This window comes from Lentzea aerocolonigenes, assembly GCF_000974445.1.
In the GTDB taxonomy this organism is placed as follows: domain Bacteria; phylum Actinomycetota; class Actinomycetes; order Mycobacteriales; family Pseudonocardiaceae; genus Lentzea; species Lentzea aerocolonigenes.
In genome coordinates, this window is the sequence record NZ_BBOJ01000027.1 from 55,035 (window position 1) to 69,149 (window position 14,115).

The 14,115-nt window shown below is 70.1% G+C and carries 10 protein-coding genes; 6 read left to right on the forward strand and 4 right to left on the reverse strand.

Features of this window, described 5'->3' with window-relative positions:
* Positions 1 to 2 precede the first annotated feature (2 nt).
* The 4 genes from AOM45_RS41030 to AOM45_RS41045 are packed head-to-tail and all read right to left on the reverse strand — an operon-like array spanning position 3 to position 5,679.
* Complete coding sequence (locus AOM45_RS41030) at positions 3 to 1,949, reverse strand: HelD family protein (protein ID WP_030470301.1); 1,947 nt, start codon at positions 1,947 to 1,949, stop codon at positions 3 to 5.
* Positions 1,950 to 2,006: 57 nt separating this feature from the next.
* On the reverse strand, positions 2,007 to 2,798 hold the full coding sequence (locus AOM45_RS41035) for a GIDE domain-containing protein (RefSeq protein ID WP_030470300.1): 792 nt from the start codon (positions 2,796 to 2,798) through the stop codon (positions 2,007 to 2,009).
* Positions 2,799 to 2,822: 24 nt separating this feature from the next.
* The gene (locus tag AOM45_RS41040; protein WP_030470299.1) at positions 2,823 to 4,724 is read right to left on the reverse strand and encodes a hypothetical protein; all 1,902 of its coding nucleotides are present in this window, start codon (positions 4,722 to 4,724) and stop codon (positions 2,823 to 2,825) included.
* 22 nt (positions 4,725 to 4,746) lie between these two features.
* The gene (locus AOM45_RS41045; protein ID WP_030470298.1) at positions 4,747 to 5,679 is read right to left on the reverse strand and encodes a heme o synthase; all 933 of its coding nucleotides are present in this window, start codon (positions 5,677 to 5,679) and stop codon (positions 4,747 to 4,749) included.
* A 243-nt stretch (positions 5,680 to 5,922) separates the two neighbouring features.
* Between AOM45_RS41045 and tkt the strand changes: the two genes are divergently transcribed.
* From tkt to pgl, 6 genes are read left to right on the forward strand one after another with little or no spacing between them, the layout of a single operon-like run.
* Positions 5,923 to 8,013: a transketolase gene (gene tkt, locus AOM45_RS41050; RefSeq protein ID WP_030470297.1), complete on the forward strand. Its 2,091-nt coding sequence runs from the start codon at positions 5,923 to 5,925 to the stop codon at positions 8,011 to 8,013.
* The gene (tal, locus tag AOM45_RS41055; protein WP_030470296.1) at positions 8,010 to 9,122 is read left to right on the forward strand and encodes a transaldolase; all 1,113 of its coding nucleotides are present in this window, start codon (positions 8,010 to 8,012) and stop codon (positions 9,120 to 9,122) included. The genes tkt and tal overlap by 4 nt, the downstream gene beginning before the upstream one ends.
* A gap of 25 nt (positions 9,123 to 9,147) precedes the next feature.
* Complete coding sequence (locus AOM45_RS41060; RefSeq protein WP_236704021.1) at positions 9,148 to 10,734, forward strand: phosphoglucose isomerase-related protein; 1,587 nt, start codon at positions 9,148 to 9,150, stop codon at positions 10,732 to 10,734.
* Positions 10,731 to 12,272 carry a glucose-6-phosphate dehydrogenase gene (gene zwf, locus AOM45_RS41065; RefSeq protein WP_030470294.1) on the forward strand — a complete coding sequence of 514 codons (1,542 nt, stop codon included), beginning with the start codon at positions 10,731 to 10,733 and terminating at the stop codon, positions 12,270 to 12,272. Before AOM45_RS41060 ends, zwf begins: the two co-directional genes overlap by 4 nt.
* The gene (opcA, locus tag AOM45_RS41070; RefSeq protein ID WP_030470293.1) at positions 12,269 to 13,282 is read left to right on the forward strand and encodes a glucose-6-phosphate dehydrogenase assembly protein OpcA; all 1,014 of its coding nucleotides are present in this window, start codon (positions 12,269 to 12,271) and stop codon (positions 13,280 to 13,282) included. Before zwf ends, opcA begins: the two co-directional genes overlap by 4 nt.
* On the forward strand, positions 13,279 to 14,058 hold the full coding sequence (gene pgl / locus AOM45_RS41075; protein ID WP_030470292.1) for a 6-phosphogluconolactonase: 780 nt from the start codon (positions 13,279 to 13,281) through the stop codon (positions 14,056 to 14,058). Before opcA ends, pgl begins: the two co-directional genes overlap by 4 nt.
* Positions 14,059 to 14,115: the final 57 nt, after the last annotated feature.

The following is a 14,115-nucleotide window of genomic DNA, read 5'->3' on the forward strand; positions in this document are numbered from 1 at the left end:
CCTCACCGCACCACCAGCGAGCTGAGCTCGGGCGGCACCGGCCCGGGGTGCACCACGCCCAACGTCCGGGTGGCCCGCGTCATGGCCACGTAGAGGTCGTTGGGCCCGGCCGCGAGCACGGCCGCGGGGTCGGCGATGACGACCACGTCGAACTCCAGGCCCTTCGCCTCGTCCGGCGTCAGCAGCACGACCTTGCCGGTGAGGTCCGGCGGCACCGGCAACGACAGCGCGTCCGCCAGTCCGCCGGCATCGAGCGTGATGATCGCCAGCTGACCGTCGGTGTGCTCGTCGATCACCGCGGCGAGCGCGCCCGGCACGTCCGCGGCCTGAAGACGCCACGGCAGCTCACCGCTCTCCCGGACCGACCGCGGTGGCCGCAGTGCCGGGTGGTGCCGCGCGAGCAACTCCGCCGCGACCGTCATGATCTCCGCCGGGGTGCGGTAGTTGACGGTCAGCTGCGCGAGCCGGCGCGGTCCCGGCACCCGCTCCCACGACGTCGCGCCCGCCGCGCTCCCGGTCTGCGCCAGGTCCCCCACGACGGTCATCGACCCCGACGGGCAGCGGCGCACCAGCATCCGCCAGGCCATCTCGGACAGCTCCTGCGCCTCGTCGACCACGACGTGCCCGAACACCGGCACGCTCTCGCCGACGAGCGCGGCGGCCTCGTCCAGCAACGGCACGTCCGCGGCGCTCCACGGACCCCGCACCACGTCCGCCGGGGTCAGCGGCGGCCACAGTTCGTCGAGCACCTCCCCGACACCGGCGTCACCGAGCAACGCCGTCCGCAACGCTTCCCGGTCGACGTCGTCCAGCAGGTCGCGCGGGCCGTCGTCGTCCGCGCCGAGCACCACGCCCGCGGCTGCCAGCGCACGCAGTTCGGCCTCGCCGAGCCGGCCGTCCGCGCTGCCGCCGTCGAGTGTCTCGCCGGTCTCGGCGAACACGACGGACTCCAGCTGGTCGACCAGCTCCCCCGCCAGCGCGCTGACGACTTCCCGCTGGAACACCAGCCGTGCCTGGTTGTGCGGCATCCCGGTCTCCCTGGCCGTCCGCACGGCTCGCCGCACCGCCGACGCGTCCAAGCGCAGCACCTGCTGTTCGAACTCGACGTCCACCGGTTCGTCCGGCACCCGGACCGCGGCCCGCACCCGCTTCGCCAGCAGGGACGCCATGTCCGCGCTGCCCTTGCGCTCGGCCTCCGCGGCCGGATCCACCTCGGTGACGGCGACAGGCCGCAGTCCTGGCACGGTCGCCGTCACCACCCGGTTCTCGCCGAGCCCCGGCAGCACCTGGCCGATGTAGCCCAGGAACACGTCGCTCGGTCCGATGACGAGCACACCGCGAGCCCGCAGGTGTTCGTGCGTGTAGAGCAGGTAGGCGACCCGGTGCAGCGCGACGGCCGTCTTGCCGGTGCCCGGTCCGCCCTGCACGACCAGCACACCGCGAGCGTCGTCCCGGATGATCCGGTCCTGCTCGGTCTGCAACGTGGAGACGATGTCGCGCATGCGTCCGGTGCGTTCGGCCGTCACGGCGGCGAGGAGCGCGGCCTCCCCGACGAGCCCGTCGCGGGGTGCGTCGGGATCGAGCAGCTCGTCGTCCAGCGCGACGACGGTCCGGCCGCGCGTGGTGATCCGCCGCCGGCGCACGACGTCGCCCGGCTCGGCGGCGGTCGCGGTGTAGAACGGCCGGGCCGCGGGCGCGCGCCAGTCCACCAGCAGAGGCTCGTCGCCCTCGAACAGTGAAATCCGTCCTATGTGGACACTGCGACCGCTCGTGAAATCCAGGCGGCCGAAGCACAATCCGTCCTCGACCGCCCGCAGCCGTGCCAGCTCCGCCCGCCACACGTCCGGCGCGTGTCCTCGGGAGAGCGCGGCGGTGGCCTCCTCCCGCAACGCGTCGAGGCGGGCGTGGAGAACGTTCAGGTGGTGTTGCTCAACGGCGAGTTCGGACACGCCGGCGAGAGTGCCCGTGATCTCGCGGAAAGTGCAGTCTTGTTCTTCTTGACAGCCTCAGCCGAGCGTTCTGACCAGCAGAAAACCCGCGAGCAGCAGGAGAGGTCCAGCGACGGCGCAGATCAGCAGACATCCCGAGCCGGTCCGCACGCCCTCCTCGATGTCCTCGGTCAGCTGCTCGTACGTGCGACCGGTGACGAGGCGAACGCCCTGCCTGCCACCGAGCACCGGGCGACCACCCCTCAGCTCGACCCTGCCCTGCACGTGCAGTGCCTCACCGATCGGCAGCACGTACTCCTCCACCGTCCATCCGAGCGTGCTGGAGTACCACCTGCGTTCGAACGACTTCTCGCTCAGCACCCCGCGGGCGATCAGGCCCTGCAGGTGGGTGCTGTCCCGCGCGGAACGCACGTCCTCGTCCACCACGCGCCGCACCGGCGGACCGTGAAAGCTGCGGCCCGAGCTGCGGTGGGGATGCACGAGGCTCCCGTCGACGAGCACCGATCCGGTCGCGTCGCGCACCCCGAACGGCATGTCGCCACCGGCTTGCCAGACCAGCGTCGTGGACGGGCCGTCGCCGGTGGTGCACTCCAGCACCTCGGTGAAGAACCACGCACACGGCTCACCGGTCAGCGGTGCGACCAGCGGTGTCCCGGCGGCGGGCTCGCTGCGGCCCTCCACCGCGCACAACCGCCGCCCCGGCGTGGTCACGTCGGCGCACCGGGAGACGGACAACCGGGCGACCCTGCGGCGCTCCCGGCGGTCGCTCCAGGTCAGCAGCGCCCACACCGGCGCCAGGACGGTCAACGCGCCACCGATCGCGACCAGCACGACCGCCAGAGCCGTCATGTCGCCCTCCTCGCTGCGACGAGGTCATCGAAGACGGAGGTCCGCGTTCGCGTGCAGGGCGTAGGCGAGGCCCAGCACGTTGCCGCGACTCATCATCTCCCAGCGCGTGCGCCGCAACGCCTCTCCCGCGGGCATTCCACCCGCGAGCCGGGCGAGCAGCATGCCGCTGACCCACCCCGTCATGCCCTGGTCGACGACCACCTCCGGGCATAGGACGCCGGCGGCGCCCGCGCGGTTCACGAATTCGCCCACCAGATTCGCGGCCGGTGAGGTCGTGACGACCAGCGGCCGGTGGGGCCACTCGACCTCCACCGCTTCGAGGACACCTTCGTCGTAGACCAGGTGCACGACGTCCGAGCGCTCGTCCTCCAACGCGCGCGACAGCTCCGACGGGCTCACGTAGGCCGAAGAGATCGACTCCGGCGGCAGGAACGACAGCAGCTCGGCCACGTGCCGCTGGGTGAGCACCCGGTCCAGGCCGGGGTCGACGGCCAGCGTCACCTCGACCTGGCGCTCCGCCGCCGAGACCTGCCAGGCCAGCGGACCCTCCGGCTGTTCCAGGACGCTCGAGAACCCCCAGAAACCGAAGGGGCACAACACGTTCCCGCTGTGGTCGGGCTCAGGGCACCGCGACGGCACCTCTCCTCCGGCACCGAACGGCCCGAACCGCGACACGGACGCGCACAGCCGGTACGGCCCTTCGACGAACGGCAGGTCGTAGACGTGCGCCCACGGCACGCGCGTCGAGCCCACCACCGTGATCACCCCACCGCGCGGGATCATCACGCCTTCGACGAACAACCGCCCGTGCAGCGCGGCGCCCCGCACGGCGAAGGCGGCGAGGTCCTCGCAGAACGCCGGGAAACCCTTGCCGTACCAGGGATCCAGACCGGACACCGGCGGCAGGCCTGCAACCGCGTCCAGGCTCACCCAGTGCGGTTCACGGCCGGACGCCACGAGCGCCCGCTCACCGAGCACCAGGACCGAACCCGTCCGCGACGACAGCGGCACGAGATCGGCGAACGTCCGGGAAAGCCTGAACCGCAACCGTGTCCTGGACTCACCTCCGCCGACCGGCAACACCACCTGCTGCACGTGCACCGGCACCGCACCGCGGTAGATGACCAGCTCACCGCTCCACGGCACCGACGCGTACGGGGTCGTGACGGGGAAGCTCACCCACGGGCTCGCGCCGTCCGCCGGCAGCACGAACGACTCGGACTGCACCGCGCGCCCGTTCAGGCAGAGCACGGCCCGCAACTCCAGATCACCGGGCAGCGGCGCCGGATGCGTCCCGACGCGCACCCACACCTCGTACTCGGCCCCCGGCCGCAACGCCCCGGCGATGCCCTCGGTCGCACCCGGCAGCGCGACCACGACCGTCACCGGGCGATCTTCGACCACCGGCGGCGAGGGCAGCGCGGTGTAGGTGACCACGTGGCGGCGTTCCAGTTCCTGGAACTGCCAGACGACGTCCTCGACCCGTCCCTCGCCCCGGCCGCGCGGCACCCCGATCACGACGTGCGGCGCGCTCCAGCCCAGCAGCACCGTCGACGGGTCCAGCCCGGAGACCCACGTGTGCGCGGCGGTGAACAGCACGACCGGTCGACCGAGCCCGCGCAACGACCCGATCACCGGTGAGGAGTCCCAGGAGCGGGTGTCGTGCACCGCCACCAGGTCGCCTGGTACGTCCGCGATCGACGGCAGGCCGGACGGGGACGGGAAGTGACGAAGATCGAGAACGGCGAACCGCAGCGGCCGCACCCGCGTCGGCACCACGGCCGATCCGACCGGCGCCGCCTGGCTGACCTGCGCCCAGCCGCCGGGATCGGTGATCACGACGAGCGAGGACGACGGCGTCACGACCGCGACGTGGTCGAGCGGTGAGCCTTCACCACCTGTGACGGTGAACTCAACGGGCGCCACAGCCGTACGCCTGGAGGTGCAGCTAGAACGGCCAGCCAAGCACCGGCAACCCGACCACGGCGTCCACGGCGAGACCGCAGAACACGAGCATCAGGTAGAGGTTCGACATGTGGAAGAACTTCATGGTGTTCGTGGACCCGCCGCGGCGCACGACGTTGTGCAACTTGTGCGCGAAGACGGCGAACCACAGCCCCGACAGGGCCGCCACCGCCACGTAGATCCACGAGGTGACGGGAGCGAGCGCGAGCGTGCAGACGACCGTGATCCAGCTGTAGATGACGATCTGCCGCGTCACCTGCGCAGCTGTGGCCACCACGGGCAGCATCGGCACGCCTGCCCTGGCGTAGTCCTCCTTGAACTTCATCGCGAGGGCCCAGGTGTGTGGCGGAGTCCAGAAGAAGATGACGCCGAACATGACCAGGGCCGGCCACTCCACCGTGCCCGTCACCGCGCTCCAGCCGATGATCACCGGCATGCAGCCCGCCATGCCGCCCCAGATGATGTTCTGGGAGGTCCGGCGCTTGAGGACCAGCGTGTAGACGAAGATGTAGAACAAGATCGTCGCCACGGCGAACACGGCGGAGATCAGGTTCACGAACATCCAGAGGAACGCGAACGAGAAGACGCCGAGCACGATGCCGAAGATCAGGGCGTTGCGCGGTGGGATGGCGTTGTGCGCGAGCGGGCGGGCGGCCGTCCGCTTCATCACCGAGTCGATGTCGGCGTCGACGAAGCAGTTGAGGGCATTTGCCGACCCCGCGGCGAGGGTGCCACCGGTGAGGGTGCAGGCGATCAGCCACAGCGGCGGCAGGCCGTGCTGGGCGAGCAGCATCGCGGGGATCGTGGTGATCAGCAGGAGCTCGATGACCCGCGGCTTGGTCAGCGCCACGTAGGCACTCACGACCTGGCGGGGCGATCTGGGAGCGGCCTCAGCAACGAGACTGTCGGCACTCATCGCGGGAACGCTCCTCGTGTTGAGACAGGTGTGAAATCCAGCGACTGATGGTAACCGCGCAAAGAATTCACAGCCCGTTCGGGTGCTGGTGTGCCTCGGCACACACCCACCTGAGACCTTTCAGAGCAACATCTGAATCTCTCGGGACTAGGCTGGCCGGTGGACGAGGGAGAGACGCGGGTCAGGCCGTTCGGGATCGATCAAGCCTGCCCGCCCTAGCGACAAGAGTGGAGCTGTAAGTCCGTGACCGTCACCGACGACATCACCCGGCTCACCAAGGCCGATCTGCCTGACGACTGGACCGAGCTCGACAAGCGCGCCGTGGACACCGCGCGTGTGCTCGCGGCGGACGCCGTGCAGAACGTCGGCAACGGCCATCCCGGCACCGCGATGAGCCTCGCGCCGCTCGCGTACACGCTGTTCCAGCGCGTGCTGCGGCACGACCCCGCCGACCCGGACTGGATCGGCCGCGACCGGTTCGTGCTGTCCGCGGGCCACTCCAGCCTGACGCTGTACATCCAGCTCTTCCTGTCCGGTTACGGGCTGGAGCTGGACGACCTCAAGTCGCTGCGCAAGTGGGGTTCGAAGACGCCGGGTCACCCGGAGCACGGCCACACCAGGGGCGTCGAGATCACCACCGGCCCGCTGGGCTCCGGTCTCGCCTCCGCGGTCGGCATGGCGATGGCCGCCCGCCGCGAGCGCGGCCTGTTCGATCCGGACGCACGCCAGGGCCAGAGCCCGTTCGACCACAACATCTACGTGATCGCCTCCGACGGTGACATCGAGGAGGGCGTCACCTCCGAGGCGTCGTCGCTGGCCGGCACGCAGCAGCTCGGCAACCTCGTCGTCTTCTACGACGACAACAAGATCTCGATCGAGGACGACACCACGATCGCGCTGTCCGAGGACACCGCGAAGCGCTACGAGGCGTACGGCTGGCACGTCCAGGTCGTCGAGTCCGGTGAGAACGTCAAGGGCATCCTCGAGGCGGTCGAGAACGCCAAGGCCGTCACCGACAAGCCGTCGTTCATCCTGCTGCGCACGATCATCGGCTACCCGGCGCCGAACAAGCAGAACACCGGTGCCGCGCACGGTGCCGCGCTGGGCGTCGACGAGGTCAAGGCCACCAAGGAGATCCTCGGCTTCGACCCGGAGCAGACCTTCGAGGTCGCCGACGAGGTCCTCGCGCACGCCCGCGAGGTCGTGAAGCGCGGCGAGCACGCCAAGGCGCAGTGGCAGTCCTCGTTCGACGAGTGGGCCGCGGCCAACCCGGAGAACAAGAAGCTGCTGGACCGCCTCGTCGCCCGTCAGCTGCCCGAGGGCTGGGCCGACGCGCTGCCGGTGTACCCGGTCGACGCCAAGGGCGTCCCGACCCGCAAGGCCTCCGGTGAGGTCATCAACGCGCTCGCGGGTGCGCTGCCCGAGCTGTGGGGCGGTTCCGCCGACCTCGCCGAGTCGAACCTGACGACCATCAAGGGCGCCAAGTCGTTCGGCCCGGAGTCGATCTCCACCGGCATGTGGAAGGCCGACCCGTACGGCCGCGTGCTGCACTTCGGTGTCCGCGAGCACGCCATGGGCGCCATCCTCAACGGCATCGCGCTGCACGGCCCGACCCGCCCGTTCGGTGGCACGTTCCTGGTGTTCTCCGACTACATGCGCCCGTCGGTGCGTCTGGCCGCGATCATGCAGGCCGCCGTCACGTACGTGTGGACGCACGACTCGATCGGCCTCGGTGAGGACGGTCCGACGCACCAGCCGATCGAGCACCTCGCCGCCCTGCGCGCGATCCCGGACTTCGCGGTCGTCCGCCCCGGCGACGCCAACGAGACCGCGTTCGCGTGGAAGGCCGTGCTGGAGCAGCTCGGTCCGGTCGGCCTCGCGCTGACCCGGCAGAACGTGCCGACGCTGGAGGGCACCTCCGCGGAGGGCGTGAAGCGCGGTGGTTACGTGCTCTTCGGTGACGACAACCCGGAGATCGTGATCATCGGCACCGGCTCCGAGCTGCAGGTCGCCGCCGAGGCCGGGAAGGTTCTGCAGGCCGAGGGCGTTGCCGTGCGTGTGGTGTCCATGCCTTCGATCGACTGGTTCGAGAAGCAGGACGCCGAGTACCGCGAGTCGGTCATCCCGTCGTCGGTTAAGGCGCGCGTAGCGGTGGAAGCCGGTATTGCCCAGCCGTGGTACCGCTACGTCGGCGACAACGGCGAGATCGTGTCGATCGAGCACTTCGGCGCCTCGGCCGACTACCAGGTTCTGTTCAAGGAGTTCGGCTTCACGACGGAGAACGTCGTCGCCGCCGCCCGCCGTTCCCTTGACCGAGTGAGGGGTAACAAGTGAGCAAGCCGCTTTTGGAAGCACTGTCCGGCGCAGGTGTCTCGATCTGGCTGGACGACCTGTCCCGTGAACGGCTCACCAGCGGCAACCTGGACGAGCTGATCCGCGACTGGAACGTCGTCGGCGTCACGACGAACCCGACGATCTTCGCGGGCGCGTTGTCGAAGGGCGAGTCCTACGACGAGCAGGTCCGCGAGCTCGCCAACCGGGGTGCCGACACCGAGGCGACCATCCGCGAGGTCACCACGACCGACGTGCGCAACGCGTGCGACAAGTTCCGCGACATCTACAACTCGACGGGCGGTGTGGACGGCCGCGTCTCCATCGAGGTCGACCCGCGCCTCGCGTTCGACACGGACAAGACCGTGGCCGAGGCGCAGGACCTGTGGAAGACCGTGGACCGGCCGAACCTGCTGGTGAAGATCCCGGCCACCGAGGCGGGTCTGCCGGCGATCACCAAGACGATCGCCGAGGGCATCTCGGTCAACGTCACGCTGATCTTCTCGGTGGAGCGCTACCAGAAGGTCATGGAGGCCTACGTCGACGGCCTGGAGCAGGCCAAGGCGAACGGCCACGACCTGCGCACGATCCACTCCGTCGCGTCGTTCTTCGTGTCCCGGGTGGACACCGAGATCGACAAGCGCCTCGACGCGATCGGTTCGGACGAGGCGAAGGCGTTGCGCGGCAAGGCTGCTCTCGCCAACGCGTGGATCGCCTACGGAGCGTTCGAGAAGACGTTCCAGGGCGAGCGCTGGGAGGCTCTCAAGGCGGACGGCGCGAACGCGCAGCGGCCGCTGTGGGCGTCGACCGGCGTGAAGGACCCGAGCTACTCCCCCACCCTCTACGTCGACCAGCTCGTCGTGCACGACGTCGTGAACACGATGCCGGAGAAGACGCTGCACGCCGTCGCCGACGGGGGCAAGATCACCGGTGACACGGTCACCGGACGCGCCGCTGAGGGCCAGGAGGTGTTCGACCAGCTCGCCGCCGTGGGAATCGACCTCGAGGACGTGTTCAAGGTCCTGGAGACCGAGGGCGTCGAGAAGTTCGAGAAGTCCTGGGAAGAGTTGCTCGAGACGGTGACGAACCAACTGGCTCAACTGAAGGGCTGATCACGAAGTGACCTCCGTCGAAATCGTGAGGTCACCGAACGCCGACCAGGTCAGCACGATCGCTGCTGACCTGGTCGCGGATTCGGTGCCGAGCAAGCTGACCGCGCAGGACCCGACCCTGTGGGGGCCGGAAGCCGAGTCCGAGGCGAGCATTCGCCTCTCGTGGACGACGTTGCACGAGACGTCCCGTCCACTGCTGGCCGAGCTCAAGGCTCTGCGCGAGGAACTGCACGCCGAGGGTGTGGACCGCGTCGTTCTCGCCGGCATGGGCGGTTCGTCGCTGGCCCCCGAGGTGATCACGCGGACGCAGGGCGTGCCGCTGGTCGTGCTGGACACCACCGATCCCGCCCAGGTCGCCGACGCTCTCGCCGGTGATCTCGAGCGCACGGTGATCGTGGTGTCGTCCAAGTCCGGTGGGACGGTCGAGACCGACAGCCACCGGCGCATCTTCGAGAAGGCTTTCGCGGACGCGGGCATCGACGCCGCGTCGCGCATCGTGGTGGTCACCGATCCCGGTTCGCCGTTGCAGTCCGCGTCCGAGGAAGCGGGCTACCGCAAGGTTTTCCTGGCCGACCCGCACGTCGGTGGCCGTTACTCGGCGCTGACCGCGTTCGGCCTGGTCCCGTCGTACCTCGCCGGTGCGGACGTGGAGTCGCTGCTCGACGACGCGGCCGAGGTCGCGAAGATCGTGTCGCAGGACTCGGTCGACAACCCGGCGGTCCAGCTGGCCGCGATCTTCGGTGCCGCGCACGCGCACGGCGCGGAGAAGATCGTGTTCGCGGACACCGGTTCCGGCATCGCCGGGTTCGGTGACTGGGCCGAGCAGCTGATCGCCGAGTCGACCGGCAAGAACGGCACCGGCCTGCTGCCGGTCGTCGTCGAGGGCCCCGGCGCTCCTGGTTTCGTGGACGCGCGCTCGGACGCCACGACCGTCGCGATCGGACCGGCCACCGGGTCGTCGCACGTCGCGGTGGAAGGCAAGCTGGGCGCGCAGTTCCTGCTGTGGGAGTACGCGACCGCGCTCGCCGGCCGGGTCCTCGGGATCAACCCGTTCGACCAGCCCGACGTGGAGGCCGCGAAGAAGGCGGCCCGCGCACTGCTCGACGCGCCGGTCGCGTCCGCCGCCGAACCGTCCTTTGTGGACGGCCCGGTGCAGGCGCACGGCACGGGCTGGGCGCCGCGCAAGGTCAGCACCGTCGCGGAAGCGCTGGCGGCGCTCGTTGAAGTCGCGCCCGACCACGGCTACATCTCGGTTCAGGCGTACTTGGACAGGATCGACGACGCGTCGTTCGAGCTGCTCCGTGCGGAGATCGCGAAGAGGACGCACCTGGAGACCACGTTCGGCTGGGGCCCGCGCTTCCTGCACTCGACCGGCCAATACCACAAGGGCGGTCACCAGAACGGCGTGTTCATCCAGATCACCGGCGAGTCCGGCGACGACCTGGAGGTGCCCGGCCGTCCGTACACGCTGGCGCAGCTGCAGCTCGCGCAGGCGCTCGGCGACGGTCAGGTGCTGGCCGAGCACGGCCGCCCGGTGCTGCGGCTGCACCTCGAGGACCGCATCGCAGGTCTGGCCCAGCTCGTCGAGGCAGTCCAGGAGGACGGCTCGTGACCACATCCGACAAGTGGCGCAACCCGCTGCGGGACGCACGCGACAAGCGCCTGCCCCGCATCGCGGGCCCGAGCGCGCTGGTCATCTTCGGTGTCACCGGTGACCTGTCGCGCAAGAAGCTGATGCCCGCGATCTACGACCTCGCGAACCGGGGTCTGCTGCCGCCGGGCTTCGGTCTCGTCGGCTTCGCCCGCCGCGACTGGGCCGACCAGGACTTCATGCAGGTCGTGCACGACGCGGTGAAGGAGCACGCCCGCACGCCGTTCAACGAGCACGTGTGGTCGCAGCTCGCTGAGGGCATCCGGTTCGTGCAGGGCACGTTCGACGACGACCAGTCGTTCGACAACCTGGCGTCGTGCCTGGCGGCTCTGGACGCCGAGCGCGGCACGGGCGGCAACCACGCGTTCTACCTGTCGATCCCGCCGGGTGCGTTCCCGACGGTGGTCAACCAGCTCAAGCGCGCCGGTCTCGCCCAGACACAGGCCGACCAGTGGCGTCGCGTCGTCATCGAGAAGCCGTTCGGTCACGACCTCAAGTCCGCCAAGGAGCTCAACCGCACGGTCAACGAGGTCTTCCCCGAGGAGTCGGTGTTCCGCATCGACCACTACCTCGGCAAGGAGACCGTGCAGAACATCCTGGCGCTGCGGTTCGCGAACCAGCTGTACGAACCCATCTGGAACTCGAACTACGTCGACCACGTGCAGATCACCATGGCCGAGGACATCGGTCTCGGTGGCCGCGCCGGCTACTACGACGGCATCGGTGCGACGCGGGACGTCATCCAGAACCACCTGCTGCAGCTGCTCGCGCTGATCGCGATGGAGGAGCCGGTCTCCTTCAAGCCGTCGGATCTGCGGGCGGAGAAGGTGAAGATCCTCTCGGCGACGCGTCCCGCGCAGCCGTTCGAGGAGACCACCGCGCGCGGTCAGTACACCGGTGGCTGGCAGGGCGGTCAGAAGGTCCCGGGACTGCTCGAGGAGGGCGGGTTCTCGCCCGAGTCGAAGACCGAGACGTTCGGCGCGATCACCTGCGAGGTCAACACCCGCCGCTGGGCCGGGGTGCCGTTCTACCTGCGCACCGGCAAGCGCCTGGGCCGTCGCGTCACCGAGGTGGCGGTCGTGTTCAAGCGGGCGCCGCACCTGCCGTTCGACGACACCGCGACCGAGGAGCTCGGCCAGAACGCCCTGGTGGTCCGGGTTCAGCCGGACGAGGGCGTGACGATCCGGTTCGGGTCGAAGGTGCCGGGCAACACGATGGAGGTCCGCGACGTCACGATGGACTTCGGCTACGGCCACTCGTTCACCGAGTCGTCGCCGGAGGCCTACGAGCGGCTGCTGCTGGACGTGCTGCTCGGTGAGCCGTCGCTGTTCCCGAAGAACGACGAGGTCGAGCTCTCCTGGGAGATCCTCGACCCGATCCTCGACTTCTGGGCGCGCAAGGACGAGCCGGCACTCGAGAAGTACAAGGCTGGAACCTGGGGTCCGCCGTCGGCGGACGCGATGACCGCCAGGACCGGAAGGCACTGGAGGCGTCCGTGATCATCGACCTGCCCTCGACCACCACGTCCCAGATCAACTCACGGTTGGTTCGTCTGCGGGACGAGGGTGGCGCGACCACTCTCGGCCGCGTGCTGACCCTGGTCATCGTGACCGAGGACGGCCAGCGCACCGACGCCGCGATCGACGCGGCCAACGACGCCTCGCGCGAGCACCCTTGTCGCGTGATCGTCGTGGCCCGCGGTGCCCGCCAGGCGGCTCCGCGGTTGGACGCGCAGATCCGCGTCGGCGGCGACGCGGGTGCGTCCGAGGTCGTCGTGCTGCGGCTGTACGGCGAACTGGCCAAGGAAGGCGCCTCGTGCGTCATGCCGCTGCTGCTGCCGGACACCCCGGTCGTGGCGTGGTGGCCGTTCGACGCGCCGGTCTCGCCGTCCAAGGACCCGATCGGCCAGCTCGCGCAGCGCCGCATCACCGACGCGGCCGCGGAGAAGAACCCGATCAAGGCCCTGGAGGCCCGCAAGGCGCACTACGCGCCGGGCGACACGGACCTGGCGTGGACGCGGCTGACGTTGTGGCGCGCCATGCTCGCGGCGTCGCTGGACCTGCCGCCGTACGAGAAGATCACCGAGGCGGAGGTGACCGGCGAGGCCGACTCCCCGTCCACCGACCTGCTGGCCGCGTGGCTGACGGACCGGCTGAAGGTTCCGGCCAAGCGCTACAAGGCGACCTCGGGTGAGGGCATCGTGCAGGTCAGGCTGGACCGCGCGTCCGGTGCCGTCGACCTGCACCGCCCGGACGGCAAGGTGGGCACGCTGTCGCAGCCGGGCCAGCCGTCCCGCCGGGTGGCGCTGCAGCGTCGTTCGGTGCGCGACTGCCTGGCCGAGGAGCTGCGCCGGCTCGACCCCGACGAGGTCTACGCGGCGGCGCTGAAGTCGCTGTCGAAGGTCTCGAAGGGCCGTGCTCCCGCTCCCGCGCCTGAGCCCGCTGCCGAGTCCGGCAACGGCAAGGCTGCTGCCGCTGTGAAGAAGTCCAAGGCGAAGGCGAGTTCGTGAGCAATCCGCAAGTGGTGGTCCACCGCGACGGCGACCTGCTGGCCGCCGCCGCGGCGGCCCGCCTGGTGACCCGCATGGTCGACGCGCAGGCCGCCCGCGGCTACGCGTCCGTCGTGCTGACCGGCGGCCGCACCGGCACGGCCGTGCTGGAACACCTGAACCGCAACGGCGCCCGTGACGCCGTGGACTGGTCCCGCGTCGACCTGTACTGGGGCGACGAGCGCTTCCTGCCGTCCGGGCACCCGGAACGCAACGAGACGCAGGCCCGCGCGGCGTTGCTGGACCACGTGCCGGTGGATCCGTCGCGGGTGCACGTGATGGAGCCGTCGGACGGCAAGTTCGGCGACGACCCGGAGGCCGCGGCCGAGGCCTACGCTTCCCTGCTGGCGTCGCTGGCCAGGCCGGAGGACCACGGCGACGTGCCCACGTTCGACGTCTGCATGCTGGGCGTCGGCGAGGAAGGCCACGTGGCGTCGGTCTTCCCGTCCTCTCCTGCCGTGTACGAGAAGGAGCGGACGGTCGTGGCCGTGCGCAACTGCCCGAAGCCGCCGCCCACGCGCGTGTCGCTGACGTTGTCCTCGGTGCGGCGCGCGCAGGAGGTGTGGCTGATGACGACCGGTCAGGCCAAGGCCGCCGCGGTCGCCATGGCGCTCAGCGGCGCGGGCGAGGTCCAGCTTCCGGCCGCGGGCGCCACCGGCCGCCGCCGCACGTTGTGGTTGCTCGACACGGCAGCCGCCTCGGCGGTGCCGGCGTTGTTCAAACCACCCCTGGCCTGACCAGTTCTGGATGAAGGGCGCCTTCATACACCTGAGAGCCCGTTGCGTTTTGGGTTT